This window comes from Streptococcus cristatus ATCC 51100 (assembly GCF_011612585.1).
Taxonomy (GTDB): domain Bacteria; phylum Bacillota; class Bacilli; order Lactobacillales; family Streptococcaceae; genus Streptococcus; species Streptococcus cristatus_H.
In genome coordinates this window covers 560220-586325 of the sequence record NZ_CP050133.1, presented here as the reverse complement: position 1 = coordinate 586325, position 26106 = coordinate 560220, and the positions used below count along the sequence as shown (strand labels likewise).

Sequence of the window (26106 nt, the reverse complement as noted above, 5' to 3'; positions counted from 1 at the left end):
AAGTGAGTGAAAGTTTTGAAATGTTTTTTTATCAATCGACAGACTTGAGCGCTTCCAGCATATCCACCCGTCTGAAGCGGTAGTTGACAAAGAAGCCAAGCAAGGTCAGAATAAGAGTCACTGCTGTTAGAGGAAACAGATAGACTGAGGGACTTACTTGAGGGTTTAAGCTGATAATGCTAGGCGCAACCTTCTCAATCAAAAAACGATGCAGGAAGAAACCGCCTAGAAGCCCAACTGCCATCCCAATCACTGACAGGATAATGGTCTCTCGATAGATATAGAGGGTCACTTCCTTATTATGGAAACCCAAAACCTTGATAGTGGACAGTTCGCGAATCCGCTCGGCTACATTGATATTGGTCAGATTGTAGAGAATGACGACTGCTAGAAGAATGGAAATCAGCACTAAAATCATCATCGTATTATTAAGAGAATTAGCTAGAACGTTGAACTGCTGCACCATGCTAGCATTTTGCGAAACACTCTTGACAGACTTGAGGCTCATAAATTCATTGGCTTTGTCCACAATATTTTTGCTGGAAGAATCCTTGAGTCGCACTAGATAAGCATTTTTCTCAGGCTTTTTCCCGTAAATCTTCTGGTAGTCAGTTGCCTTCATAAAGGCAAAATGGCCAAAATGATTCTCATTGACTGCTGCGAGCTTGACAGACTTGCCACCCAGCTCTATACTGCCACCGGGGCTAACTCCAGCTATACGGGCCAATTTATCCGAAACAACTGCACCGTCCTTCAGGGACAGCTTCTGTCGGCTGTCAGGACTTTCCATAGAAATAAACGGTTTAAAATTTTCCTTGTCCGTAACCATTAAAGTGACTGACTCTGTTTCTTTTTTCCCTTTGTATTTCTCCGTCAAAGTTTCACTGTGGATCTCCTGATAGGCAGCAATCGAGTCATCTGCCAACATCTTTTTCAGCTTATCTTGTTCGGCTTGATTTTCCCCAGGATTGGCAGCGACAATCAAGTCGTATCGCAGAATCTCCTCAAACTGACGTTTGGGAATACCACCAATAGAAGACTGAAGTCCTAGGCCGGCAAAGAGCAGGGCAACCGAACCCGCCACACCAAAGATAGTCATAAACATCCGCTGCTTATAGCGAAAGATATTGCGAGCTGTGACCTTCTGAGTAAAGCTAAGACGTCGCCAGATAAAGGGCAGTCTTTCCAAGAAAATCTTGGAGCCCTTGACCGGTGGCTTGGGCAAAAGCAGATGTGCTGCTTCCTCTGTCAGCTCCCGTCTTGCTACCAAATAGGCAGGGAGAACACTGGATAGAAGGGAAAGTCCAAGGGCCAGTATACTATAGGAAACATAAAAATATGCATGCGGGACAGAAAGCACCATTCCTCTGGTAATAATAGAAGAAATCACTCCCGATAAGAAATAATGTCCCAGCAGAATCCCTATGAGGGTACCTAGACTCCCCGCCACCAAACCGTAAAGAGCAAACTTGCGAATGATATCTCGGCTATGATAGCCTAGAGCCTTAAAGACACCTGCATTTGTTCGCTCCTCATCGACAAAGCGCGTTATAGTGGTAAAGGTCACCATTGCTGCCACCAGATAGAGCACCACCGGGAAGATATTACCAATCGACGCAATACTATTCATGGAGTTTTTATACATATGATAGCCATTCCCACCTGGCAGGGACTTGCGGTCATAGCTATGATAGGCCGGCTCTTTCAATCGACTAAGATTTGCCTTAGCGTCAGCTAGCTTGTCCTTGTTAGCAGACAAATCTTTCTCTGCCTGAGCCAGCTCAGATTTTTTCTGATTGAGCTGGGACTCAGCTTCCTGAATCTGCTGCCGGCTCTGACCGAGCTGATCGGGAGCTAGGATAGAAGCAGCTTGAGCTACTTCTAGCTGGCTTTTTTGCTGATCCAGCTGACTCTGAGCTTGCTCTAATTGCTTTTTCCCTTGGGTCAGCTCACTCTCAGCCTGAGCAATCTTATCTTGGCCCTTCTGAATGGTGCTTTTGGCATCTGCCTCTAATCGCTTAAAGCGAGCCACTCCGTTATCTTCAAGGCTCTTGTCCAAAGCAGTCTGGTGCTGCTCCAAATGCTCCTGATAGCTTTCAGAAAAGGGAGCCAGCTTTTCTAAATCATGATAGCGCAGGCGAGCAATACTGTAAACATCTGTATCAAAGGCCTTGGGGCTAACTACAGCATAGGCTGATAAAGCCCCGCTGCCACTAGTCGTATTGCCCAGATTTCTATCAGACCAGAGCTCTGCCGAGTTGACAAATCCCACAATCTTATAGGTCTTGTTTTTCAGAACTGACCGACTGCCTGCTTTTTCGGTTAGATCAATCTCCTGACCAAGCTTATATTTCTTAGACCAAAAGCTAGCCAAGGCAATTTCTTGCTCATTCTTAGGAAGACGGCCAGAGGTCACTTGAAAGTTTGAAATATCCTTGGTATCTGAGAATACTCGGAGAGCCTCCTCGTCTACGGTGACATCTGTCAGATAGCCAAACTCGACATCAGCTCCCTTGATAGCTTCCAGCTCTTTCTGATCCGCTTTATCCAAACCATAGTCCGCCATAACAGCCAAGTCCATAGTTCGCTGCTCTTTCAAATAATCTGTTGCTGTTCTGCGCATATTGGGTGGAGCGAACTTGAGCCCCACGAGAGCTAGAGAACCCAGCATCATGAGGATTAAAATAGATAGGAAACGTCCTTTAGAGCTAGTGAAGGAGCGCAGAATATCTTTCCAATAAATCTTTCTCTTCATATCAATACTCCAATGTACTTATATCCTGAGGCTCTTCATTGACTGTAACACTCTTGACCCTCGCATCGTGCATGCGGATAACCCGGTCAGCAATGGGAGCCAAGGCAGCATTGTGGGTTACGATAATCACTGTCGCTCCTTGATTGCGGGACATATCCTGTAAGATTTGCAGCACTTGCTTACCAGTATTGTAGTCCAGAGCTCCTGTCGGCTCATCGCAGAGCAAAATCTTGGGATTTTTGGCCACAGCCCGAGCAATAGACACTCGCTGCTGCTCCCCGCCTGACAACTGCGCTGGAAAATTATTGAGGCGCTTTTCTAGTCCCACTGCGGTCAGAGCCGCTACTGGATCTTGGGCATCCTTGACAATCTCAGAAGCCAATTCAACATTTTCCTTGGCCGTCAGATTGGGCACCAAATTGTAAAACTGAAAGACGAAGCCCACATCATTGCGACGATAGTCCGTCAGCTGGTGGGAATTGTAGTCAGCAATATTCTGACCGTCTATCAGAATGTCTCCCTCATCATTGGTATCCATACCTCCGAGGATATTGAGCACCGTAGACTTACCAGCTCCAGAAGCACCCAGGATAATGACCAGTTCCCCCTTTTCAATCTCAAAAGAAATATCATGATTGGCGACAATCCCCGTGTCACCTACCTGATAACGTTTAAAACTATGTTTCATTTCAATGTAAGCCATATCGTCTCTCTCCTTTTCAAAGCTCTTTTCCTTAAATCAACAAAGTGTTGATTCTAAATCACAGATATTATATAATGAGCTTAGACAAAAAGCAATAATCAAAAATCAACAAAGTGTTGATTTAAGCAAAAAGGAAGAAAAAATGGTCCAGAAACGGAAAACTAGTACCAAGGAAGACATCAAAGAAGCCCTGATCCAGCTACTATCAGAGGAAAGGTTTGATAATATCTCCATCAGCAAACTCTGCAAACGGGCAGGGATTAATCGCGGCACCTTCTACCTCCACTACCAAGATAAATATCAGATGGTTGAAAGTCTAAAAAGCGACATCATTTCCCAACTTTATAGTTATAGTCTTTTTGAAGAAGAAGGCGAATATTCCAAACGGTTCATGATAGCCAAATTTCATATACTGCGTGCTAATGAACGTCTGATCAATGCCCTGACCAGAAGCCATTATATTGACTTTCGCGGGGCTATTCGAGAGTTTATAACCAGTATCATTCTGAGCGATAAGCAAAAAGCTGCTACCCAGCGTTTTTTAGAGGAGAACTTTCATATCCCTCAGAAATACGCCTTGGAAATCTTCCTATCCAGTGTTGAGGGGATTATTTCTCTTTGGATAGCCGGCGGAGCTCAGGAGAAGCCCGAAGAAATTACTCAAATGATCCTAGCTACCTACAATTATGATTATTGGAAATCATGACCAGCACTCCATTTTTATAGATGAAAACTCAAAAAGGCGCAGATTCATCTGTGCCTTTTCTTAAAACGTTTCTGGTGAGCAAATAGCTTTTTGGTGATGCCCACTTAGATAAAGGCAACAAAATCCTGTCTATTTCACCATGTCTGGATCGTAATCATAAAATCCTGTATCAAGGAAACGATTCTTCGGATGCAATTTGTGAAGTGGCTCATCTAGCAAGAAAGCTTGGTCATGGCTAAATTCACCTTTTTCAATCAAGTCCCTTGCCTGAACAAAGAGCTTAGCAATCTCAACAAAATTCTGACCAGGAGTGTAGAGCCCTTCCAACTTCCAATGCGTAAAGCCGTGGTCAACCAATTCTATCAACTTGGTCATCAAGTCCAAGTCATTATTGGCAAAAATGTGAGTCCCATGCTTGTCCTCAAAGATTGAATAATGGCTCTGAGGATCGCTCGGTTCCGCAAGAAAGAGATCCCTCTCTCTTGATTTCGCATCATCGATGTGTGTAAAGTTATAATAATTTTGCAAAAGTGGACGTTTAGAGTGGTGGATAACGCTCGCACCATAAACTAAGACTTCTGCTGGAATTTCAAGGATTTCCGGCATTTTAAAGAGTTCTGCCGATGGAATTTCCCGCGCCAAAACAGCTTCTGATACCCCAGCATTCTTGCCCCAAAAATTAATCTGGCGGCTGCTGGTAACCATGGTCGAAGCATCATAAATCGTTTTCAACTTATAACCATCCCGCTGCAAGACGTAGAATACACCTGCATCCCCAACGGTGATATAGTCCACTTCAATTTCCTGAAGAAAATCCAAATAAGGCTTGATCTGGTCCATCATGTCCTGATGCATCAAAGCATTGACGGCAACGGTCACTTCTTTTCCTGCCTGATGAACCATTTGAGAAATACGATTTAATTCGTCATAAGTGAAGTTATGCGGTAAACGAAGACCGTATTTTTCCTCACCGACATAAATACGATCTACTCCTGCTTCCAATAAGGCTTGAACTTGTTCTATACTTTCAGCTGTTGCTGTAATAATTATCTTTTTCATATCATTATTATACCAAAAAAATAGGATTTATGATTTCTTAATTCGATTTTATTCGTTTTGTAACTATCTTGTAATATATCTAATCATAGAAACGTGATAGAATGATAAGGTACTACTAGGAGAGAGACAATGGCTGTAAGAGATTTTAAACAGTTTGAATCAGCGCCCCTGCATGATTCGACAGAACAAACTAAGGAAGTATCCTATCAAGAATACCTGCCCCAAGCAGAATCAGCATCACAATTACGTGAGCTATTTTTCTTTATAAATATCGCTTTATTCTGTATTTTGACAGTCTTTTTTAGCTTTATCTTCTTATCTGCAAAGATAAGCACTTTCCTATCTTTCACACTTGCTGTAGTCCTGAGCCTCATGGTTATTCAAGGCTATCGCACTGTTCGGAGAAAGAAACGCCGTTAATTCACGAATTAAATCAAACGAGATCAAAAGATCTCGTTTTTTCGTTTCTTTACCAAGCGTAATTTGGCTCCTGACAAGCACACATAGCTGCCAACAATTCTTCTGGAGTTACCTTTTTCAGCCCTCCATAGACTGGATCCTGAACGGTATAGGATGGATCAATGTAATAAACTGCAAGGATATCACTGCCGTCTGCTGATAATTCATAGCCCGTACCCACAACATTGTGTTCACCCTTATGCCCTGGGTAGATGGAGGCATTATCAATCGTATAGTAGAGCGGATAACCATCATCAATATTCTTGCGCAGGCGCTCTTTAAAGAGCCGCATATCTTCAGAATTCGAGGCGCTACTAGTCACTGTACCAAGATGGTAGCCCGCTTGACCTGCCGGCACTTCCGCATAACCAAATAAATATTGATTTAAGACACGGATTACATTGACATTATGGGTGCCGAAGGTCTCATCGGTCCCCATCGCTCGTGCCAATTCCTCCTGACTAGCCTGAACGCCCCTGTAGGCTAAAATCATACTGACAGAGGTCGGTGCGCAAGTATTCCAAGCTCGCTGGATCTGCATGGGAACTTCCAGGCGCTTTCTGATTGGGGAAGATGCTTCTTTGCTAGAAGGCTGTGTCTCCTCTTCTCTGGCCTTTTCACTGGTCTGACTAGAGCTTTCTGACTCCGTAGAAGTCGAACTCTGACTAGGGATAGATTGATTTGCACTAGATTGACTACTGCTAGCTGTTTTCGAGCGGGCTTGACTTGTGCTCGAAGCCTTAGAAGAAGAGTCAGAACTTCTAGACTGAGGGGACTCTGAAGCTTTCTGCCGAGAACAGGCTAGTAAGCAGCAGCCTAAACCAAGCAAGGCAAGTACTTTTAAATTTTTCATACCGACACCCCCTTTTATTTATATGATAACGCTTTCTTTCCTGGAAATCAAGATGGCTGAGGGAAAACTAAATAGTAGTAATTTTTGCTTCCTATACCACTGCGACAAAGGTGCAATTCTAATACAAGATGAGGCTAGGACTCTTTTGTCCCAGCCTCATCTTGTATATCTAGTTTGAATTTACTTATCTTCTAAATCAATGATGATTTCTTCTGAAGGGGCTTTTTCTCCTTCTTCCACCACGATATCAGAAATTTCTTCTTCAAGAATTTCCTCTTCTTTTTCAAACTTTTCTTTGATTTCTTGGAATTTATCCTGCGAATAGTCTACTACTGACTTGGTCGTATCCTTAACAGACTCCAATACTGTTTCAGCTGTAATTTCGCCATTTTCAACCTTTTCCTTGGTTTGGTTGATGGCCTTGACAGCCTGATCTGAAAAGTCCTTTACTGATTGGACAACTGCTTCGTGAGTCTTGTCTGGATCTTCACGATAATCAACGACAAAGTCTTGAACTTTTTCAGTGATTTCTTTACCTTTTTTGCTGGTGAGAAAGTACGCTGCAGCTGCACCAGACACAGCACCTAATAAAAGTGATGAAATTTTTCCCATAGTAAACCTACTTTCTTATTTTTTGAATAATTTTGTAAACAAACGAAGGGCCGTTAGACCTGCTGTTGTTTTGGCTGTCGTGCTTCCTGCTGCGACTGCTTTCTTTCCTAAAACACGCGCCTGATCGTTTAAATCAGAGACTGATTCGGATAGGTCTGCCACCGCATTGAAAAGTGGATCAATCGTTGCTACTTTGTGGTTGATATCATCTGTCAACACATTGACTTTGGCAATCAAATCATTGGTTTGATGCAGGGTGACATTAACATCAGAAGTCAACACTTTGATCGTATTTTCTGTCTCATCCAGCATTTTTGCAGCCTTATCACCGAGAGTTTTGACGGTGAGGGTCAGGTAGATTAGAAAGACAATCAAAGCGACAGCAACTAAAGTATAAGCAATTTCAAGCATAATATTCTCCTCTCATTCTTGATAATAGGGGGCTTGTTTTTTTCTTTGGTAAATCATAATGCCGATGCCTAGTAAAATCAGAGCTGCAGACAGCCACTGAGATACACGAATACCCAAGAACATGAGACTGTCGGTCCGCATACCCTCAATAATCATCCGGCCAAAACCATACCAAATCAGGTAAAAGGCTGCCAATTCTCCCTGATGGAAGAATTTAGGGCGGCGGCGTAAAATCAGCAGTAGGGCAAAACCAAGTAAATTCCAAAGGGACTCGTACAAAAAGGTTGGCTGGCGATAAGCACCATCTATGTACATATTATTGCGGATGAAGGACGGTAGATAATTAAGATTTTTGACCACCGCTCCATAGGCTTCTTGGTTAAAGAAATTGCCCCAACGGCCGATACTCTGAGCGATCAAGACACTAGGCGCTGCAATATCCAAAAAATCAACAGGATTGATTAGCCTTCTCTGAGAAAAGAAATAAAGGACAAGGGCACCAGTGATCAAACCGCCGTAAATGGCTAAACCACCATTCCAAATCTGAAAAATCTCAATCAGAGAGTGCTTGCCATAATAAGACCATTCAAAAATCACATAGTAGAGCCGCGCTCCAAGGATGGCCAAGGGAAAGGCAATCAGAATGAAATCAAGAATATCATCTGGAATCATCTTCTTGCGTGGCGCTTCCTTCATAGCCAAGTAGACGGCTAAAATCAAGCCAGTGACAATGCAAATCGCATACCAACGAATACTAAAGGGACCGACTGAAAAAGCTACTGGATCAAGCATCTTTCACCTCATTCTGGCTAATCAGATTAGTCAGTCGTTCTTCAAAAATCTTGGTGGCATCAAAGCCCATTTCCTTAGCCCGATAGTTCATAGCTGCGGCTTCAATCACTACAGAGATATTGCGTCCTGTCTTAACTGGGATGCGGATCCGAGGAATTCTGACACCGGAAACTTCCAGTTCTTCTGCATTATTACCCAGACGGTCAAAGGTCTTATTGGTATCATAATTTTCCAGATAGACAGCAATCTGCACCTGTGAAGAATCCTTGACCGCACTAGCTCCATAAAGGCTCATCACATCGATAATGCCGACACCGCGAATTTCTAAGAGATGGCGAAGAATCTCAGCAGGCTCTCCCCAGAGAGTCATTTCATCCTTTGCAAAGATATCGACCCGGTCATCCGCCACTAAACGATGGCCCCGCTTAACTAACTCAAGACCAGTTTCACTTTTACCAATACCACTGTCCCCTTGAATCAGCACGCCCATTCCGTAGATGTCCATCAATACGCCATGGACACTGGTTCTGACCGCCAAGCGTGAGTCAAGGAAACTAGAAATTTCCCCTGATAGACGGCTGGTTGATGTGCGGCTGGTAAGAATCGCGATTTGCTTTTCTTCAGCTGCTCGCCGCATTTCTTCAGGAATCTCCAAATTGCGCGCCACAATGGCAACTGGCGTTTCTGGTTGAAACATTTTCAAAAGGACTTGATGACGGTTGTGGGATGTCATCTTCATCAGATAAGACCACTCCTTCATCCCAATCAGCTGAATCCGTTCTGGCGTGTAGTAGTCAAAATAGCCGGTCATTTCAAGGCCTGGCCGCGAAATATCCGATGTCGAAATCTCCTTTTCCAAGAGGTCATCACTGCCGTAAACGATGCGTAAACGGACTTTTTCAATCAAATCTTTGACCTTTACAGACATTCCCTGCTCCCTTCAAATTTATCTTTCTCTATTATAGCAAATTTTTACCCTAAAAGAGTTTTTAAGATTGGAATTTAAGCAGGATTTTTCCCTAGATGCTTGTGAAAACATCTCCCAACCAGCAAAAAGGCCAGTCAAAATAACTAGCCAATCCATTTTTTGAGAATTCTTTTTTGATTTTGAAAGCAAGGATGGCTCTCAATAAAGACTGGTATTTCATTTAGAGGTAGCCAGAGATGAGCATCGGTTTCGCCTGCCTGATAGCGGACTTGATTCTTGTCACTAGACACCACCGCTTCATAGAAATCAAAGTGGCACTGGTCTTCGACAGAGCACACCTGCTCCAACAGTCTGATACTGTCGGGAACCAGGCCTGTTTCTTCTTCCAGTTCCCGCAGGGCTGCTGTCAGACTATCCTCTCCCGCCAGCACACTTCCTCCCGCTCCAAACTCGTAGTAGCCAGGATAGAGACTTTTATTTGCTGACCGCCGCATAAAGAGAATATCGCCATCCTGATGGCGAACCAAAACATTGACACAGAGATGAAATTGCCCTTCAGGAATGTTTTCTCCTCGAACTAGGAGATGCGGGAGCTGATTTCGATTCAAGTCATAGGCATTCCAAACTTCTGTCATATTTCCTCCTTGGATAAAGTCATTCGTATTTCGGCATCAGCTTCCAGATTCCGTCAGCTGCGTTTCCCTAGATTCTCTCTTTTCGTTTCCTCTACATCTAGCACAAATTCGGGCATACTCCCGAATTTTATATTTGTTATTTTACCAAAACCAACCGTCATTGTCATTGATTGGCTCGGCATCTTTCATTTTACGAGGGCCGGTTCCATACATTTCCGCTTCCACGTCTTCCTTATAAGGCATCACGACAGCCAGCAAAATATAAATCAAAATGCCTAAGCCCAAATTGGAAACTGTAAAGATGATGAATAAAAAGCGTAACAAGCCAAGATCAAAGTTAAATTTATCAGCCAATCCCGACAAAACCCCTGAAATTACTCGGTTTCTTCTTAATTTATAAAACTTAGTTTTCATAATGATGACCTCAACTCTCATTCTTTCCTTTATTTTATCATAGTGGTCGAACAAAAAAATCAGCCCGAAGGCTGATTCTGCATCTATTCGTTTTTTTTGTTCGCTTAGCTTCCGTTTATCTCCTCTTTTAGGAATGCTAATTTTCCTCTACAACAACCGCAACGATATTTTTGAAGATTGACTCTGCGTCTGCGACGGATAAGTGCTCCACAGCTCAAGCATTCATAGATGAGAAAGGTTTGCGAGTCGGACAAGGATGGAGCGTAGCGCAGACCGTCAACTTGCTTAAGGAGGTCTTTAAAATCTCTATCTCCATGGCGGTAACCTTTACCCTGATAATAGAGATGATAGTGGACGAGCTCATGACGAACAATTTTTCGGAAAATATCCAGCCCAAAAGTTTCATAGATTTTTGGGTTGAAATCCAGGTGGCCGTCTTTAGGAAAGAAGCGTCCCCCAGTCGTCCGAAGTCGCTTGTTCCAATAAGCTTGGTGGCGAAATTCCCAGCCAAAATCTTCCAGCGACACCTTCTTAACGTAGTTAGTTAGATTCATTTGGCGCTATCAAAGAGAGATTGACCTTCTCCCGCTCCACATCCAGTTTATCCACCCAGACAGTGACCAAATCACCGACTGATAGAACTTGGCTAGGATGCTTGATAAAGTTTTTACTTATTTTAGAAATATGGATAAGACCGTCTTCGTGGATACCGATATCCACAAAGGCTCCGAAATCGACGACATTGCGGACAACGCCTTCCAGCTTTTGACCAATGCGCAGGTCCTTGATATCCAAGACATCCTGCCGCAAAACTGGCGCGTCAAAGGAATCACGCAAATCTCGGCCAGGCTTGAGCAAATCTGCAATAATGTCTTTGAGGGTTTCTTCTCCTAAGCCCAGCTCTGCAGCCAAACTAGCAACCTGAACAGCCTTTAATTTCGCTTGGGCTGCCTCATCCAAACTGCTGATTTCCAGACGCTTAAAGAGCTCCTCCACCGCCTTATAAGACTCTGGGTGAACGCCTGTATTGTCTAGCAGGTTATCACTTTCAGGAATACGCAGGAAGCCGGCTGCCTGTTCAAAGGCTTTTGCGCCCAGACGCGGAACTTTCTTGATGGCCTCACGAGACCGAATCAAGCCTTCTGTTTCCCGGTACTTGACAATATTTTCTGAGATAGTTTTATTAAGACCAGCTACATGGGCCAGCAGGGCAGGACTGGCAGTGTTGATATTGACCCCGACTTGGTTGACCACGGTATCAACGACAAAGTCCAGACTTTCAGACAGCTTTTTCTGGCTGACATCATGCTGGTACTGGCCAACCCCGATAGACTTAGGATCAATCTTGACCAGCTCTGCCAAAGGATCCTGCAGACGGCGGGCAATGGAAATAGCTGAGCGCTTTTCAACCGTCAAATCTGGAAACTCATGACGAGCTAGTTCACTAGCTGAGTAGACAGATGCTCCGCTCTCATTGACGATAACATAGCTGACATTTGGATGAGATTTCAAAACTTCTGCTACAAAGGCTTCGCTTTCTCGGCTAGCAGTGCCGTTTCCGATGGCAATGATTTCCACGCCAAACCGCTCAATCAGCTCTGACAACTCTTTCTTAGAAGCTTCAATCTGAGCTGGCTTTGCTGGTGGAACTGGATAGATGACATGAGTCGTCAGCATCTTGCCTGTCGCATCCACAACAGCCAGCTTGGCTCCTGTCCGAAAGGCTGGGTCAAAGCCCAGTACTACACGACCTTTGAGAGGGGCAATCAGGAGGAGATTGCGGAGGTTCTCTGAGAAGAGCTGAATCGCTCCATCTTCAGCCACCTCAGTCAGCTCAGTCCGAATACGACGCTCCATGGCTGGAATGATTTTCTTTTTAACTACTTGCTGGACAGCTTCGATAATATAGGCGTTTTTCACCTTGAAGCGTACTTCAAAGAAGCGCAGGATTTTCTCCAAATTGTGCTCAAAACCAACCTTGAGAACACCTAGCTTCTCACCACGATTAAGAGCCAAGGTACGGTAGCCTTGCATAGTCGCTACTTTTTCAGAAAAATCATAATAAATCTGGAAGACCTGCTTTTCATCTAAGTCGCCGTCTTTGAGGCTGGATACGATAGAAGAATTGGTCTGTATCTCGTGGTAGGTCCAAGCCCGCAGCTTAGTATCTTCAGAAATCGCCTCGGTCAGAATATCCACTGCTCCAGCAAGAGCAGCTTCTGCTGTTGGAAAGGCTTCACTAGTCAGTTTCTCAGCCTCTTCCTGCAAGTTAGCCGCATCCTGTAGGATGAAGCGGGCCAAAGGAAAGAGACCTGCTTCACGCGCAATGGTAGCCTTGGTACGGCGTTTCTCCTTGTAGGGCAGATAAAGTTCTTCCACATCAGCCAGCTTCTCAGCAGCCTCAATCTCAGAGCGAAGAGCATCCGTTAGTTTGCCCTGCTCCTCAATCTTATCTAAGACCGTCGCTTTACGCTCTGCTAAGGCAGTCATACTCTTGTCTAAATCAATGATCGCCTTAATCTCGACCTCATCTAGATTTCCCGTCATTTCTTTACGGTAACGAGCAATAAAAGGAATTGTATTTCCCTCAGCAGTCAGATCTAGGACCTGTGATACTTGTTTTTCTTTAAGGCCCAATTTCTGGGCAATTTTTTCAATATTTAAATTTTCCATAACGCTTCTATTATATCATAATATGAAGCTGAAAAATCTATAAAGGCTAGTTTAATCCATCTTTTTCTTGCTAGGATGAGTCCGCTCTCTCTGATCCATCATGGCTGAAAATATCATTTTTTTTCGTTTGGTAGTATAATAGAATTATTATTTTAGAAATGAGGTGGCCCTATGGCTGTGAAATTTACCAAAACAGATGATTTAGATAAGATGTTCGAGGAGTTTGCGACCCTGCCTAAGCTTGAAAAAGTAGAATTTCCAGATGACAAAAAGAAAAAAGAAGCGCAAGACAAGGCTAAAAAAGCATGAGCTTCTTTTCTAACCTTCCTTCCAGCGTCTTACAGGCTGGTGCCATCTTTCTCTCCATTATCATTGAAGCCCTGCCTTTTGTCTTAATCGGAAGTATTATTTCTGGCTTTATCGAGGTGTATGTCACGCCAGACAAAGTTTATCGTTTCCTGCCCAAGAACAAATGGGCTCGGATTTTCTTTGGAAGCTTGATTGGCATAGTCTTTCCTTCCTGTGAGTGCGGAATCGTTCCCATTATAAACCGGTTTCTGGAAAAGAAAGTTCCCAGTTACACAGCTGTGCCATTTCTGGTTACAGCTCCAGTCATCAACCCCATCGTACTCTTTGCGACCTACTCAGCTTTTGGAAATTCCTTCCGAATGGCTCTGCTGCGTGCTTTAGGTTCTATGGTCGTGGCTATTCTTTTAGGGATTTTTCTGGGCTTCTTTGCAGACAGCAATATCCAAAAAGAAAATCGCAAGGCTGTTCATGAGCATGACTTTTCACATCTCCGCAAGGGACAAAAGCTTTTTCAAGTCTTTGTGCAGGCCATTGACGAATTTTTCGATACAGGTCGCTATCTGGTCTTTGGCTGTCTCTTCGCCAGCATCGTACAAGTCTATGTGCCAACTAGAATCCTGACCTCTATCAGCTCGACACCAGCTGTTGCTATTCTTCTGCTCATGCTGCTGTCCTTCTTGCTCTCACTGTGCAGCGAAGCCGATGCTTTCATCGGGAGTTCCTTAATCGCTAGCTTCGGCCTATCGCCAGTCTTAGCTTTCTTGGTCATTGGTCCTATGCTAGATGTCAAGAATCTGCTGATGATGAAAAACTACTTTAAGACACGCTTTATCTGGCAATTTATCAGTCTGGTTACCATCGTCGTCTTTCTTTACTCTTGGCTTGTGGGGGTAGTGCTATGATTCGATTTCTAATCTTAGTCGGCTACTTTGAGATTACTATGTATCTACAGCTGACGGGCAAGCTTAATCAATATATCAATCTCCACTATTCCTATTTGGCCTACTTGTCTATGATTCTGTCCTTTGTCTTGGCTGTCGTGCAGCTCATTATCTGGATGAAAAAGATGGAGGTCCACAGTCATTTAAGCACTCGCTGGGCCAAGCTAGGCAGCGTGCTGCTCCTTGTCATTCCGCTCTTTGTGGGAATTTTCTTTCCAACTGTAACCTTGGATTCGACCACAGTTTCGGCCAAAGGATTTCATTTCCCACTGGCTGAGGGAACTTCTGCAGCCGTCCAGCAGGACGAAGGCACAACCAGCCAATACTTGAAGCCGGACACCAGCACCTACTTTACCAAAGGGGCTTACGAAAAAGAAATGCGTGCTGCCGCCAAGAAATATGTCAAGCAAGATGCCATTCAGGTCACGACTGAGAACTACATGGAAGTCATGGAGGTCATCTATGATTATCCCGACGAGTTTGTAGGCAAAACGCTGGAGTTCACTGGCTTTGTCTACAACGACCCCAGCGACCAGAAGAGCCAATTTCTCTTTCGCTTCGGTATTATCCATTGTATCGCCGACTCAGGTGTCTATGGCCTCTTGACGACTGGAAATACCCAGCATTTCGAGGATAATACCTGGATTCATGCCAAGGGGAAACTTGCCATGCACTACCATAAAAGTCTGGGACAAAGCCTGCCAACTCTAGAAGTTGAAAGCTTTGATAAGGTAGAAAAACCGGACAATCCCTACGTCTATCGGGTCTTTTAGAATCAAACACCTGTGAAAATCCATTTTCATGGGTGTTTCTTTTATATGCCATTCTCTACCCTTTACTAAGTTGCTCTGACCGACTTTTCTAAATTAGAAGAGACTTGATGAAGCTCGCTCTCTAATTTTCTCTCTCTTATCTTGGAAAATCATGCTACAATAATACTATCTCATTTGAAAAGGAGTTCTTTTTATGAATCAAGAAAAAGTAAGGAAACGAGATTTGCTTTCTATTCTAGCTGTAGCCTTAATCACCTTTGCTGGAATTCTTTCAGAGACTAGTATGAATGTGACCTTTCCCCACCTGAGTCAGGTCTTTGGCCTGAGCCTAGGGGTACTACAATGGATTACCACTGGCTATCTACTGGCTGCCGCTATTACCATAACTTTAGGCGCAACTCTGTCCCACAACTGGACGGAACGCCATATCCTCTTTACCTCGCTTTCCATCTTTACCCTTGGAAATCTGCTTTCTATGATTGCCCCAGACTTTACTTTCCTTATGCTTGGACGGATCCTTCAGGGGGGAGCGACTGGGATTGCCATTCCACTTATGTTTAATCTCATCGTGGAGCGGGTCCCTCGGCAGAAAATCGGCTTTTATATGGGGCTAAGCGGCTTAGTCATCAGCATAGCACCAGCCATCGGCCCGACCTACGGAGGCTTCATGATTGGTTCCTTCGACTGGCACATGATCTACAGCTTTATCATGCCAGTTTCCATTCTCTCTTTTTTACTGGCTTATGTTAATTTGGAAAATTCGGCAGGCAAGAGCAAGCGTCCCTTTGATGTGCTGGGCTTTCTCTCGCTCGCAACGGCTCTTTCCTTTTCACTGATGACCATCTCCAGTTTGGAAGGTGGTGATAGTGTCAATTGGCTTTATCTAGCCATTTTCTTCCTTTCCTTTGCCTTTTTTATCTGGCGGAGTCTGACTGTTCAAGATCCATTTCTGGACATCCGTATCTTGAAAGAACCAACGATTTTCTTTGGAATTCTTCCCTTTTTAATCTTCCAATTCTCCAACCTTTCCAGCAACTTTCTCATTCCCAACTTTCTCGTACTGGCCAAGAATGTCTCTACTGCCCAAGCTGGATTTTCCCTCCTTCCCGGAACTATGATCGGGGCTTTTATGTCGCCTTTTCTGGGGAAATTGTACGATAGCAAAGGCCCAAAACTATCTCTGCTAGGCGGCAATAGCCTAGTCTTTCTGGTCATGATTATCTTTAGCTTTTTTACAAGCTGGCTCAATCTGCCTTTAATCTTAGGATTTTATATCCTCTTTACTCTAGGGCGCAACATGGCCTTCAACAATACTATGGCTTTATCGGCCTCACAAGTCAGCAGAGAAAAGGCAGCGGATGTAACTGCCCTCTTTCAACTAGCACAAACCTTTGCTGGTGCCTTGGGAACAGCAATTGCGGCCGTCCTGCTCAATCAAGCCCCCGATACGACAAGCGGCGCCCACAATGTCTTCAGCCTACTGCTCCTTCTCGCAATAGGCAACTTTATTTTCTACTATTTCCTGTTTCGAGCGATTCATCAGAAGAAAGAAGCCTAATTTTCTATCCCGACTTCCCCTCGGGATATTTTCTTTGGTCAAATCCAGATTTTTCAAATACAATTTTTCTGAAAATTGTGATAAAATAGAGACAATCACATTTAGATAGGTAATAGATCTCATGTCTTCAAAAGTTATTATTACAATTTTCGGTGCCAGCGGAGACTTGGCTCAAAGAAAACTTTATCCTTCCCTCTTTCGACTTTATAAATCTGGCAATCTTTCGCAACATTTTGCCGTTATCGGAACCGCCCGCAGACCTTGGAGCAAGGAATATTTCGAGTCGGTCGTTGTCGAGTCAATCTCAGACCTAGCCGACAGTGCCGAGCAGGCTCAAGAGTTCGCCAGCCACTTTTATTATCAAAGCCATGATGTGCAAGATACCGAGCATTATATCGAATTGCGCAAGCTGCAAAACAAGCTCAACGAGCAATACCAGGCAGAAAATAATAAACTCTTCTTCCTTTCTATGGCGCCGCAATTTTTCGGGACTATTGCTAAGCATCTCAAGTCTGAGCAAATCGTTGATGGAAAAGGATTTGAACGCCTGATTGTCGAAAAACCTTTTGGGACAGATTTGGCAACTGCCAGCAAACTTAACGAAGATCTACTGGCAACCTTTGACGAAGAACAGATTTTCCGCATTGACCACTATCTAGGCAAGGAAATGATTCAAAAGATTTTTGCCATCCGCTTTGCTAATCTGCTTTTTGAAAATGTCTGGAACCGCCAATACATTGATAATGTACAGATTACCTTTGCTGAAAAGTTGGGAGTTGAAGAACGCGGTGGCTACTATGATCAATCCGGTGCCCTTCGTGATATGGTACAAAACCACACCCTACAACTCCTCTCACTACTGGCCATGGACAAACCAAAAAGCTTTACCAAAGACCATATCCGAGCAGAAAAGGTCAAGGTCTTTGAACGCCTCGTTCAGCCGAGCGAAGAAGATTTGAAACGCTTCTTCATTCGCGGCCAGTACAAGTCTGGCAAAATCAACGGTAGAAAATACATTTCTTACCGTAGCGAACCAAATGTCAACCCTGAATCTACGACCGAAACCTTTGCCTCTGGTGCTTTCTTCATTGATAGCGACCGCTTCCGTGACGTTCCTTTCTTCTTCCGAACAGGGAAACGCCTCACCAAAAAAGGCACCCATGTCAACATCGTTTTCAAACAAATGGACTCTATCTTTGGTGAGCCTCTCAAACCAAATGTCCTAACCATCTATATCCAGCCAACTGAGGGGATTTCACTCAGCCTCAATGGCAAGGAAGTGGGGGAACTCTTTAATCTAGCTCCCATCTCATTAGATTATCGGACAGATGCCACAGCTTCAGGAGCCTCTCCAGACCCTTATGAAAAACTAATTTTTGATGTCCTTAATAACGACTCAACTAATTTCAGCCATTGGGACGAAGTAAAAGCCAGCTGGGAGCTCATCGATCGCATCGAAGAACTCTGGAGCCAAAATCAAGTGCCACTCCATGAATATCCTGTCGGATCTATGGGACCAGAAGCCTCCTTCGAGTTACTCGCCCAATTTGGAGCAAGCTGGCAATGGCAACCTGATAAAGAATAATACATATAAAAAAGATTGGAAAATTTTCCAATCTTTTTTATTATTCTTAAACATCTGCTAGCACTTCTATTACAGCCATTCCTTGTAACGCTTGATATAAAGGCCTTTCACAAGGGTTACGCTAACCATATAAAGCACAATAATCAAGAAAAGGCAAAGGAAATAGGTGCCATTGAGCGGGGCAGTCTTCAGAACTGACGCAAAGAGGCTATATGGCAAGGAAGTGACAAAGAGCGCTGCCGCCATGGTCGTCACAATGACGGAAAGAGCAGGACGGCTTTGCACAAAAGGCAGTTTAGGCGAGCGTAGCATGTAGATGACCATGGTTTGGGTCCACATAGACTCAATAAACCAGCCTGTTTGGAAAAGAGTGATAAAGGTCGCTGCCTGTTCAGTACTAGCTTGATAGCTGCCTCCTGTGATCATAGGCACGATGATAAAGTAAAGCACCAGATAAGTCAAAACATCAAAAACGGATGAGATAGGCCCGATCCAAGCCATAAAACGGGTAATAGAGCTAGCTGACCAAATATGAGGCTTCTTGAGAAATTCACTATCTACATTATCAAAGGGCAGAGCGATACAAGACAAATCATAAACTAGATTGAGGACAATCAGATGAACTGGTGCCATAGGCAGAAAAGGCAGAAAAATGCTGGCAAAAAGAAGAGAAAAGATATTTCCAAAGTTGGAACTGACCGTCATCTTGATATACTTGGTCATGTTGGCATAGACCTTGCGACCTTCTACCAGCCCTTTCTCCAGAACCATGAGATCCTTGTCCAGCAAAATGACATCTGCCGTTTCCTTGGCAATATCGACAGCTGTATCAACAGAAATACCAACATCTGCTACCTTCATAGAAGGCGCATCATTGATACCATCACCCATGTAGCCAACCTTGTGTCCATTGGCTTTGAGTTGAAGGATAATCCGAGCTTTTTGGTCAGGGGAGAGCTTGGCAAAGACTGTCGTGTTCTCCACTGCCTGACTCAATTCCTCATTAGATAGAGCATCTACCTCTACACCTAGCAAGATATTGTCTACATCTAACCCAACCTTTTCACAGACTGCTTGGGTTACCTTATCATTATCGCCCGTCAAAATCTTAGTGGAAACACCATATTCGGCCAAGGTTTCAATAGCTGGAGCCGCAGATGACTTAGGTGGATCTAGAAAGGCCAGATAGCCCGTCAAAATCATATCGGACTCATCCTTCACTTCATACTCATAATCTTCTTCTAAGTCTGACTTGTAGCTAACACCAAGCACGCGCAGCCCTTGCTCGTTGAGTTGGGCCACTTCAGCAAGGATTTCCTGACGGATATCCTCAGTCAGTTCTGTAATACGATTTTTGTATTCTACATAGCTAGAGATAGCCAGCATTTCCTCCAAGGCTCCCTTGGTCACCATGCTGATGACATCCTCATCATCCTTAACGATAACGCTCATGCGACGGCGTTCAAAGTCAAAAGGCAGTTCATCAATTTTCTTAAAGGTTTGGTCTAAGTCACGAACAATCTCATGCTTTTCGGCTTCTTTCTCCGTCCGATTGATAATAGCCCGATCCATGAGATTTTTAAGGCCTGTTTGATAATAGGAATTGAGAAAGGCCCGACGGAGCACTGCCAAGTCCAAATCACCATGAATATCCAGTGGGTATTCCAAGACAATCTCGTCTTGGGTCAGTGTGCCCGTCTTATCCGTACAAAGGATATCAATAGCTCCTAGGTCCTGAATAGCGTTCAGCTTCTTAATCACGACCTTTTCCTGAGCCATAATAATGGAACCTTTAGCCAAGCTCGCCGTGATAATCATAGGCAGCATTTCTGGCGTCAGGCCGACTCCAACGCTGAGGGCAAAGACACCTGCTTCCAGCCAGTCACCGTCAGTCAGACCGTTGATGAAGAAGACAACTGGCACCATGACCAGCATCAGACGAATCAAGAGCCAGGAAATACTATTCATCTCGCGCTCAAAAGAGGTTGGCTCATCGTAAGTGTTCAACGTCTGCTCAATGGCTCCCATCATGGTCTCATCGCCAACCACCAGCACCAGAGCTGTAGCTCTCCCGGAAATAACGTTGGTTCCCATAAAGGCCAGCGACTCTGTTTCTAAAAGGCTATCGAGATTTTGACCATCTGCCTTGGTCAAACAGATCTTTTCTACTGCATCACTTTCTCCTGTCAGGCCGGACTGCTGAACAAAGAAATCACGCGAGTCCAGCAACAGTACATCTGCAGGAATCATGTCTCCGGCACTAAGTTTGATGATATCTCCTACAACAAGCTCATCAATGGGAAGTTCCTGCTCTGCTCCTTCACGGATAACCGTAGCTGTGTTGACAATCAGCCGAGATAGATTGCTAGCAGCGCGGTCGCTCCGCAATTCCTGAATAAAACGGATGCCGCCGGAAATCAGCACCAAAACAACAATGATGATGGAAGTTGTCGGATCTTCCTCACCAGGCTTGGCCAGCCAGACATTTGTCACTAAGGACACCAGAGCAATCACCAATAAGATGACTGTAAAGGGGTTAATAATAGACTCGTAAATCTTCTTGAAAATAGAGTCTTCCTGACCCTTCGTAATGACATTTTCACCATAGAGGTCACGATTTTCTTCAACCTGCTCTTCTGTCAGGCCGCGAAAGGAACTCTTGTAAAATGCCAGAGTTTCTTGTACAGAAAGCTGCAAAGCAGCAACTAATCTTTCTTTTACTGTTTTCATTGGTTTCTCCTTTATGTATGATTGATAATTTTCATACACAGGGACCAATCACTTTATGAGGACAGAACGACACAAATCAGCGATTGGCTGTGTATGTGCGGTTCCGGATGATCGTCAATTTGCATCGTACTTCTCCTTTCTTAGTTTATAAATGTAGTTAATAATCCCAAGATGCCTGCAAGACATCAAAAGTAGCATTCATCTCCTGTGTCCATTCTTGCAATTCTGGAAAATTTTCTTTCAAAGAAAATCCAATGACTTCTTCACGTAAATTCCACCAATCTACAAGAGCAACTATTTGGATTGTTGCAATATTTAAAGAAAGTCCTTGCTCAGTAGCCAGTTTCTCTAATAAAGCCAAACTCCGGACATTTCTCTCTTCAATTTGCTGATGTCTGTCTTTCCACCAATGCTTTTTTTCATGAAAAATTTTTTCCGCAACCATCGGCATTGTGTTTTCCAAGATTCCTTCAGCAACAGACAGTATGTTCAAAACGCGCCACTTCTCTATTCCATTAGGAAAAAGCGGAGTTTCCTGACCTAGCTCGTCTAAATATTGGGAAATTAAATCACTACCATACAACCATTCTCCATTGGAAGCTTGAAAAGCAGGAATTCTACCCAAAGGATTATCTTGATTATGCGGTGAATTTTTGTCGAAAGCCACCTGAACTTTCTGAATATCCACTTGCTCCTCTAAATGATGGTGTAAAATTGTAGCATAGACTTTACGCGCAAAAGGACTGGTACTAGAATACCATAATTTCATTACTATTTCTCCTTCTTTTTTAAGAGGTGAGCTATTAACTATTTGCATTCTTAAAATGCATTCAGTCAAAAAGAAGACCCTGCCAATTCTAGGCAGGGTTGTTTGCATGTCAGGTTGTTCGCTTCATTGTTTTAAATACAGATAAAACAAGCATTCACCGTTCAAGCTTTAACTCCATAAGGCGATGAAATGAGCTTAGTCTTGACCTTTGCGATCAGGACTGTTGACCAACGAGTAGTGTCTCCACTGCTTTGCGGTAGTCATCCGTATCCTTATGGTAGCCTCACCTACCGATTGATACTATTACTATACTCCTCTTTAGAAAGATTGTCAATAAAGAGAGCTATTTTTATTTTATTTTGCCAAAACTTCCGCAATCCGTCGACAAATCTCTTTGATCATAGTCTTCGGCGCAGCTGTATTGAGACGAGCATGTCCTTTGCCTTCTTGGCCAAAATCACTTCCCCGATTCAAGACAACCTTAGCCTCTTCTCGAAGCAAGTGGAAGAGCTGATCATCTGTCAGTCCATAAGCTGAAAAGTCCAGCCAAACCAGATAAGTTCCTTGAGGCTTCATGACCCGCAGACGTGGTTCTTCCTTAGCAAAATAATCGACTACAAAATCAATATTTTCCTCTAAGACAGCCTTGAGCTCTGTCAACCAAGGCTTGCCATGACGATAGGCAGCTTCTGTCGCTAGAAAACCAAGACCCGAAATTTCATGCTGGTTATTAGCTAGTTGGCGCTTTTGAAACTTTTGTCGCAAGCTAGGATTCTCAATCACTGCATAGGAATTTTTAGTACCAGCAATATTAAATGTCTTGGTCGCACTGGCTAGAATCAGGCTAAAGTCCTTAAAGTCAGGCGAGACAGTATTGAAAGACTGGTGTTTATGTCCAAACAGCGTCAAATCTTGGTGAATCTCATCTGAGACCACGAGAACGCCATACTTTTGGCAGAGACGACCAATCTTCTCTAAAACGTCCTCTTCCCAAACTCGACCGCCAGGATTGTGCGGATTGCACAACACGTAAATCTTAACTTCATTGTCTACGATGTCCCGCTCCAGCTGCTCAAAGTCAATCTGAAAAAGACCGTCCTGTTCTATCAAGGAATTAGTAATCAGCTGACGATTATTAAGCTTGACACTGCGGGCAAAAGGAGGGTATACAGGAGTGTTGATTAGAACGGCATCACCTTCCTTGGTAAAGGCTTGGATAGCCGTCGAAATAGCAGGGACAACTCCCTCGATAAAGACCAAGGCCTCCTTGTCAAAGGTATAGCCATGCTCATCCCGCTCCCAAGCTAGAACAGCATCGATCAACTCCTCACTAGCATAGGTATAGCCATAGACTAACTGATCAGCGTAATCATGCACAGTTTGCTTGATTTCAGGCAAGACTTCAAAATCCATATCCGCAATCCAGGCTGGCAGGACTTGACTGTCTTTCTCCGCCTCTTTCCATTTATAAGTATGCTGACCAATCCGATTGGGTGCTGTTTCAAAGTTATAACTTCCCATATTAGTCCTCCAAGGCTGCTCGTAAATCGTCTACCAAATCTCGACTATCTTCGATCCCAATTGACAGGCGCAGCAAATCATCAGTCAAGCCATAGGAATGACGCACTTCAGCAGGAATGTCTGCATGAGTCTGGGTTGTCGGATAGGTAATCAAACTCTCCACTCCACCTAAACTTTCTGCAAAGGTAAAGACTTTCAGGCTATTTAAGAGATGAGGAATCTTGCTTTCATCGACAACTTTAAAGGAAATCATGCCGCCCTTACCTGGATAGAGAACTTCTTTTACTGCAGGAGATGACTTCAGAAATGCAACGACTTCTTGCGCATTCTGAGTAGAGCGCTCCATGCGGAGAGCCAAGGTCTTGAGACCACGCAAAAGCAGATAGCTGTCAAATGGAGACAGGACTGCTCCAGTTGTATTGAGATTATAGAAAAGCTTGTCATAGATGGCAGTATCATTGGTCATGATAGCTCCAGCCAAGACATCATTGTGCCCACCCAAATATTTTGTCGCTGAGTGCAGAACAATATCAGCTCCATCCTCCAGCGGTCTTTGGTAAATAGGACTGTAGAAGGTATTGTCCACAATGACAGCTGCTCCTCGCTCATGAGCCGCTTGGGAAATGCGGGCAATGTCAAACTCTACCATAAGAGGATTGGTCGGTGTCTCGATATAGACAATATCTATATCCTCTGTCAGATTGTTCAATAGTTCTTCTTCCGTATTAGCATAGGTAAAGGCAAAGCGTCCTTCCGCTTCGACCTGAGCAAACCAGCGGAAAGAGCCACCATAAAGATCTCGAACAGCTAAAACCTTACTGCCGACTGGAAAGGCGCTAAAGGCCAGCACAATAGCCGACATACCAGAGCTAGTCGCTAGGGCATAATCTGCACTTTCGATAGCAGCTAGAGTCTCTTCCAAGCTAGCCCGTGTAGGGTTCTTGGTTCGAGTATAGTCATATCCTGTGGACTGGCCAAACTCAGGGTGCTGGTAGGTCGTTGAAAAATGCAGGGGTGTTGTTAAGGCACCCGTTGTTGTGTCTGTTTTTACTCCCGCTTGAGCCAACAAGGTATTTAATTTCCGCTCTCTCTCCATTTAACCGTTCCTCTTTTTTAAAAATATTCTACCTTTCTATTGTAACATCTTAAGAAAGTCTTGAGCTTTTTTCTTTTCAAGAGCTAGCTATAGTCTGAAACTATAGAGTAACAATCCATAAAAAAAGAGTCGCTGAACGACTCTTCGTTTCTTATTTCATTCTTAATCGTTGGCGTAAACTATCTGCCTTTTGTCCGATAAAACGGTCTATGAGCCGAACCTTGAGAGACAGTACGATATAGACAAGCATTCCGACTCCTCCAACGGCAGCGACATAGATAAAGCTGTATATCCGATCAGTTGGTTGGAAGATGAAGCTTAGTAGATACTCGACAAGCAGAACCAAGATCACCATGGCAATTGTGAGAATCATACTCAACAGCAGACGCTTCAAGAGGTTCTTAGGATTCAAACCAACAACCTTGCGAATTTCTCTAAACATGAAGAAGATTGGCAGTAAAAGACCGACGGTCGTTGAAATCAAGGGACCATAAGCATGGAAGAGATTGATCATCGGCACCTGCAGACTGAGCTTGACAAGAACCCCATAAAAGAAGTAGAGAATGGCTTTCTTGTTTTGGAACAGAGCTTGAATCATCGGAGCGAGAACTGTATAGGCACTGAGAATGATCGTCTGCAGCATAGCGCAGATGAAGAGCCCTAGTGCTAGACTATCTGGCTTACCATAGAAAACGGTATAGAGCGGGCTAGCCACCATAACTGCTCCCACTGTTGACGGAAAGATAAAGAAGAGCAACATACTAAGATTATCTTGCACTAGGCGGGCAGCCGAGCGAAAGTCACCCTTGACATAATTCTCGGTCAAGAGAGGAATACCGACACCACCGATAGAAGTTGCCACCGCAATTAAAATCATGGTGATTTTATTCGGATTAGCTGAAAAATAGGCGAATTGTACTAGGAGCTCTGATTTCGTATAATCGCTAATCTGGGTCATAATGTTGATAAAGGTCGCCTGGTCAATAATCTGGAAAAGCTGAATAGCAGAGCCTGTAATGATAAAGGGAATGGCTTCTCGTATCGTATCCCAGAGAAGGGAGCGACCGCTAATTCCCGCAGATTTTTTTGGCTTTCTCAGGATAGAGCGTAGCATACCCGTTTTTGCTAGATAGAAAAGTAAGACGAGCATACTTGCCAGCATCCCGACAAAAGCAGCAAAGGTAGACTGGGTCACGGCTTCAACATAGTCACCTGAACCGATTTTCATAATGAAATAAGCTGTCAGTAGCATCCAGATCACCCGAATTACCTGCTCCGAAATCTGGCTGATGGCATATGGTTTCAGATTGTTAAACCCTTGGAAGAAGCCCCGAATGACACTCATAGACGGAAAAATGAGCACAGCCCAAGACAAACTCTGCATGACTGGAATCAAGTCAGCCCCGCCACCAGACATTGAGGCAAAAACCGGTGCCATCAAGTACATGATGACTGCAAAGATCAATCCCAATACCAGCATGAACTTGAGAAACTCTCGAATGAGAGCAAAGCTGTGTTCCTCCTTGTCAATCGTATTGTACTTAGCAACCTGCTTTGCAACAGCCACCGGCACTCCTGCTGTGGAAACCAAAAGGAACCAAGCATAGATATTATAGCCCATGGTAAAAAGACCATTGGCCTCTGCCCCGTGCTGGCCCATCCAGATGTACCAAGGGATGATATAAACAGCCCCAAGAAGGCGGCTGATAAAATTACTAGCAGTCAGCCAGGCAGTCCCTCTTAGCATTTTCTGCTGCTGGCTTGTTGTTTCTTGGCTCATAGAAAACCTCTTCTATTTGTTCTTCTTTTATTATAAACTTTTCC

Annotated in this window: 24 protein-coding genes and 1 riboswitch; of the genes, 7 read left to right on the top strand and 17 right to left on the bottom strand. The window is 44.0% G+C overall.

The window, feature by feature from the left end; all coding sequences use genetic code 11:
• Nucleotides 1-31: 31 nt before the first annotated feature.
• Together HBA50_RS03000 and HBA50_RS02995 are read right to left on the bottom strand one after the other, a co-directional pair.
• A complete protein-coding gene (locus tag HBA50_RS03000) occupies nt 32-2755 on the bottom strand; it encodes an FtsX-like permease family protein (protein WP_045501059.1) in 2724 nt (907 codons plus the stop codon).
• 1 nt (nt 2756) lies between these two features.
• Nucleotides 2757-3458, bottom strand: coding sequence for an ABC transporter ATP-binding protein (locus tag HBA50_RS02995; RefSeq protein WP_045501057.1), 702 nt, complete (start codon nt 3456-3458; stop codon nt 2757-2759).
• 142 nt (nt 3459-3600) lie between these two features.
• Between HBA50_RS02995 and HBA50_RS02990 the strand changes: the two genes are divergently transcribed.
• Nucleotides 3601-4164 carry a TetR/AcrR family transcriptional regulator gene (locus tag HBA50_RS02990; protein ID WP_045501055.1) on the top strand — a complete coding sequence of 188 codons (564 nt, stop codon included), beginning with the start codon at nt 3601-3603 and terminating at the stop codon, nt 4162-4164.
• Between the two features lie 129 nt (nt 4165-4293).
• On the opposite strand, the gene HBA50_RS02985 is transcribed toward HBA50_RS02990, so the two are convergent.
• The gene (locus tag HBA50_RS02985) at nt 4294-5223 is read right to left on the bottom strand and encodes a peptidase U32 family protein (RefSeq protein WP_045501053.1); all 930 of its coding nucleotides are present in this window, start codon (nt 5221-5223) and stop codon (nt 4294-4296) included.
• A 129-nt stretch (nt 5224-5352) separates the two neighbouring features.
• On the opposite strand from HBA50_RS02985, the gene HBA50_RS02980 reads away from it, so the two are divergent.
• Entirely contained in the window at nt 5353-5643 is a 291-nt protein-coding gene (locus HBA50_RS02980; RefSeq protein WP_045501051.1) for a DUF3270 family protein, read from the top strand.
• A gap of 49 nt (nt 5644-5692) precedes the next feature.
• Here HBA50_RS02980 and HBA50_RS02975 read toward each other — a convergent pair whose 3' ends face one another.
• The 9 genes from HBA50_RS02975 to HBA50_RS02935 all read right to left on the bottom strand — a co-directional run bounded on the left by HBA50_RS02975 (nt 5693) and on the right by HBA50_RS02935 (nt 13000).
• A complete protein-coding gene (locus HBA50_RS02975) occupies nt 5693-6535 on the bottom strand; it encodes a C39 family peptidase (protein ID WP_045501049.1) in 843 nt (280 codons plus the stop codon).
• 180 nt (nt 6536-6715) lie between these two features.
• Nucleotides 6716-7147 carry a YtxH domain-containing protein gene (locus tag HBA50_RS02970; protein ID WP_005589465.1) on the bottom strand — a complete coding sequence of 144 codons (432 nt, stop codon included), beginning with the start codon at nt 7145-7147 and terminating at the stop codon, nt 6716-6718.
• 15 nt (nt 7148-7162) lie between these two features.
• Nucleotides 7163-7558, bottom strand: a complete 396-nt coding sequence (locus HBA50_RS02965) for a DUF948 domain-containing protein (RefSeq protein ID WP_045501047.1) — start codon at nt 7556-7558, stop codon at nt 7163-7165.
• A 12-nt stretch (nt 7559-7570) separates the two neighbouring features.
• Complete coding sequence (lgt, locus tag HBA50_RS02960) at nt 7571-8350, bottom strand: prolipoprotein diacylglyceryl transferase (RefSeq protein WP_045501045.1); 780 nt, start codon at nt 8348-8350, stop codon at nt 7571-7573.
• Nucleotides 8343-9278, bottom strand: a complete 936-nt coding sequence (hprK, locus tag HBA50_RS02955) for an HPr(Ser) kinase/phosphatase (RefSeq protein ID WP_045501044.1) — start codon at nt 9276-9278, stop codon at nt 8343-8345. Before hprK ends, lgt begins: the two co-directional genes overlap by 8 nt.
• A 143-nt stretch (nt 9279-9421) precedes the next feature.
• Nucleotides 9422-9913, bottom strand: coding sequence for an NUDIX hydrolase (locus tag HBA50_RS02950; protein ID WP_045501042.1), 492 nt, complete (start codon nt 9911-9913; stop codon nt 9422-9424).
• A 141-nt stretch (nt 9914-10054) separates the two neighbouring features.
• Entirely contained in the window at nt 10055-10327 is a 273-nt protein-coding gene (locus HBA50_RS02945) for a PspC domain-containing protein (protein WP_045501097.1), read from the bottom strand.
• A gap of 104 nt (nt 10328-10431) precedes the next feature.
• Entirely contained in the window at nt 10432-10881 is a 450-nt protein-coding gene (locus HBA50_RS02940) for a SprT family protein (protein WP_045501040.1), read from the bottom strand.
• Entirely contained in the window at nt 10868-13000 is a 2133-nt protein-coding gene (locus tag HBA50_RS02935; RefSeq protein WP_045501038.1) for a Tex family protein, read from the bottom strand. Before HBA50_RS02935 ends, HBA50_RS02940 begins: the two co-directional genes overlap by 14 nt.
• A gap of 171 nt (nt 13001-13171) precedes the next feature.
• Between HBA50_RS02935 and HBA50_RS02930 the strand changes: the two genes are divergently transcribed.
• The 5 genes from HBA50_RS02930 to zwf all read left to right on the top strand — a co-directional run bounded on the left by HBA50_RS02930 (nt 13172) and on the right by zwf (nt 18166).
• Nucleotides 13172-13309, top strand: coding sequence for an SPJ_0845 family protein (locus tag HBA50_RS02930; protein ID WP_142322377.1), 138 nt, complete (start codon nt 13172-13174; stop codon nt 13307-13309).
• Complete coding sequence (locus HBA50_RS02925) at nt 13306-14211, top strand: permease (RefSeq protein WP_045501036.1); 906 nt, start codon at nt 13306-13308, stop codon at nt 14209-14211. Before HBA50_RS02930 ends, HBA50_RS02925 begins: the two co-directional genes overlap by 4 nt.
• Entirely contained in the window at nt 14208-15023 is an 816-nt protein-coding gene (locus tag HBA50_RS02920) for a TIGR03943 family putative permease subunit (RefSeq protein WP_045501034.1), read from the top strand. The genes HBA50_RS02925 and HBA50_RS02920 overlap by 4 nt, the downstream gene beginning before the upstream one ends.
• Before the next feature lie 193 nt (nt 15024-15216).
• The gene (locus HBA50_RS02915) at nt 15217-16581 is read left to right on the top strand and encodes an MFS transporter (protein WP_045501032.1); all 1365 of its coding nucleotides are present in this window, start codon (nt 15217-15219) and stop codon (nt 16579-16581) included.
• 121 nt (nt 16582-16702) lie between these two features.
• Nucleotides 16703-18166, top strand: coding sequence for a glucose-6-phosphate dehydrogenase (gene zwf / locus HBA50_RS02910; protein WP_045501030.1), 1464 nt, complete (start codon nt 16703-16705; stop codon nt 18164-18166).
• Nucleotides 18167-18235: 69 nt separating this feature from the next.
• On the opposite strand, the gene mgtA is transcribed toward zwf, so the two are convergent.
• The 5 genes from mgtA to HBA50_RS02885 form a co-directional block, all read right to left on the bottom strand.
• The gene (mgtA, locus tag HBA50_RS02905) at nt 18236-20896 is read right to left on the bottom strand and encodes a magnesium-translocating P-type ATPase (protein WP_045501028.1); all 2661 of its coding nucleotides are present in this window, start codon (nt 20894-20896) and stop codon (nt 18236-18238) included.
• A 157-nt stretch (nt 20897-21053) separates the two neighbouring features.
• Nucleotides 21054-21665: a glutathione S-transferase family protein gene (locus tag HBA50_RS02900; RefSeq protein WP_045501026.1), complete on the bottom strand. Its 612-nt coding sequence runs from the start codon at nt 21663-21665 to the stop codon at nt 21054-21056.
• Between the two features lie 146 nt (nt 21666-21811).
• Nucleotides 21812-21967: riboswitch (M-box (ykoK) riboswitch) on the bottom strand.
• Nucleotides 21968-22019: 52 nt separating this feature from the next.
• Nucleotides 22020-23186: a MalY/PatB family protein gene (locus HBA50_RS02895; RefSeq protein WP_045501024.1), complete on the bottom strand. Its 1167-nt coding sequence runs from the start codon at nt 23184-23186 to the stop codon at nt 22020-22022.
• Nucleotide 23187: 1 nt separating this feature from the next.
• Complete coding sequence (locus tag HBA50_RS02890) at nt 23188-24282, bottom strand: cystathionine gamma-synthase (protein WP_045501022.1); 1095 nt, start codon at nt 24280-24282, stop codon at nt 23188-23190.
• Between the two features lie 151 nt (nt 24283-24433).
• Nucleotides 24434-26062 carry a putative polysaccharide biosynthesis protein gene (locus HBA50_RS02885; protein WP_045501020.1) on the bottom strand — a complete coding sequence of 543 codons (1629 nt, stop codon included), beginning with the start codon at nt 26060-26062 and terminating at the stop codon, nt 24434-24436.
• Nucleotides 26063-26106: the final 44 nt, after the last annotated feature.

What these genes read in the sequence shown, in the direction of transcription:
- HBA50_RS03000 (WP_045501059.1), bottom strand. Translation starts at nt 2,755, where the DNA reads ATGAAGAGAAAGATTTATTGGAAAGATATTCTGCGCTCCTTCACTAGC.
- HBA50_RS02995 (WP_045501057.1), bottom strand. Translation starts at nt 3,458, where the DNA reads ATGGCTTACATTGAAATGAAACATAGTTTTAAACGTTATCAGGTAGGT.
- HBA50_RS02990 (WP_045501055.1), top strand. Translation starts at nt 3,601, where the DNA reads ATGGTCCAGAAACGGAAAACTAGTACCAAGGAAGACATCAAAGAAGCC.
- HBA50_RS02985 (WP_045501053.1), bottom strand. Translation starts at nt 5,223, where the DNA reads ATGAAAAAGATAATTATTACAGCAACAGCTGAAAGTATAGAACAAGTT.
- HBA50_RS02980 (WP_045501051.1), top strand. Translation starts at nt 5,353, where the DNA reads ATGGCTGTAAGAGATTTTAAACAGTTTGAATCAGCGCCCCTGCATGAT.
- HBA50_RS02975 (WP_045501049.1), bottom strand. Translation starts at nt 6,535, where the DNA reads ATGAAAAATTTAAAAGTACTTGCCTTGCTTGGTTTAGGCTGCTGCTTA.
- HBA50_RS02970 (WP_005589465.1), bottom strand. Translation starts at nt 7,147, where the DNA reads ATGGGAAAAATTTCATCACTTTTATTAGGTGCTGTGTCTGGTGCAGCT.
- HBA50_RS02965 (WP_045501047.1), bottom strand. Translation starts at nt 7,558, where the DNA reads ATGCTTGAAATTGCTTATACTTTAGTTGCTGTCGCTTTGATTGTCTTT.
- lgt (WP_045501045.1), bottom strand. Translation starts at nt 8,350, where the DNA reads ATGCTTGATCCAGTAGCTTTTTCAGTCGGTCCCTTTAGTATTCGTTGG.
- hprK (WP_045501044.1), bottom strand. Translation starts at nt 9,278, where the DNA reads ATGTCTGTAAAGGTCAAAGATTTGATTGAAAAAGTCCGTTTACGCATC.
- HBA50_RS02950 (WP_045501042.1), bottom strand. Translation starts at nt 9,913, where the DNA reads ATGACAGAAGTTTGGAATGCCTATGACTTGAATCGAAATCAGCTCCCG.
- HBA50_RS02945 (WP_045501097.1), bottom strand. Translation starts at nt 10,327, where the DNA reads ATGAAAACTAAGTTTTATAAATTAAGAAGAAACCGAGTAATTTCAGGG.
- HBA50_RS02940 (WP_045501040.1), bottom strand. Translation starts at nt 10,881, where the DNA reads ATGAATCTAACTAACTACGTTAAGAAGGTGTCGCTGGAAGATTTTGGC.
- HBA50_RS02935 (WP_045501038.1), bottom strand. Translation starts at nt 13,000, where the DNA reads ATGGAAAATTTAAATATTGAAAAAATTGCCCAGAAATTGGGCCTTAAA.
- HBA50_RS02930 (WP_142322377.1), top strand. Translation starts at nt 13,172, where the DNA reads ATGGCTGTGAAATTTACCAAAACAGATGATTTAGATAAGATGTTCGAG.
- HBA50_RS02925 (WP_045501036.1), top strand. Translation starts at nt 13,306, where the DNA reads ATGAGCTTCTTTTCTAACCTTCCTTCCAGCGTCTTACAGGCTGGTGCC.
- HBA50_RS02920 (WP_045501034.1), top strand. Translation starts at nt 14,208, where the DNA reads ATGATTCGATTTCTAATCTTAGTCGGCTACTTTGAGATTACTATGTAT.
- HBA50_RS02915 (WP_045501032.1), top strand. Translation starts at nt 15,217, where the DNA reads ATGAATCAAGAAAAAGTAAGGAAACGAGATTTGCTTTCTATTCTAGCT.
- zwf (WP_045501030.1), top strand. Translation starts at nt 16,703, where the DNA reads ATGTCTTCAAAAGTTATTATTACAATTTTCGGTGCCAGCGGAGACTTG.
- mgtA (WP_045501028.1), bottom strand. Translation starts at nt 20,896, where the DNA reads ATGAAAACAGTAAAAGAAAGATTAGTTGCTGCTTTGCAGCTTTCTGTA.
- HBA50_RS02900 (WP_045501026.1), bottom strand. Translation starts at nt 21,665, where the DNA reads ATGAAATTATGGTATTCTAGTACCAGTCCTTTTGCGCGTAAAGTCTAT.
- HBA50_RS02895 (WP_045501024.1), bottom strand. Translation starts at nt 23,186, where the DNA reads ATGGGAAGTTATAACTTTGAAACAGCACCCAATCGGATTGGTCAGCAT.
- HBA50_RS02890 (WP_045501022.1), bottom strand. Translation starts at nt 24,282, where the DNA reads ATGGAGAGAGAGCGGAAATTAAATACCTTGTTGGCTCAAGCGGGAGTA.
- HBA50_RS02885 (WP_045501020.1), bottom strand. Translation starts at nt 26,062, where the DNA reads ATGAGCCAAGAAACAACAAGCCAGCAGCAGAAAATGCTAAGAGGGACT.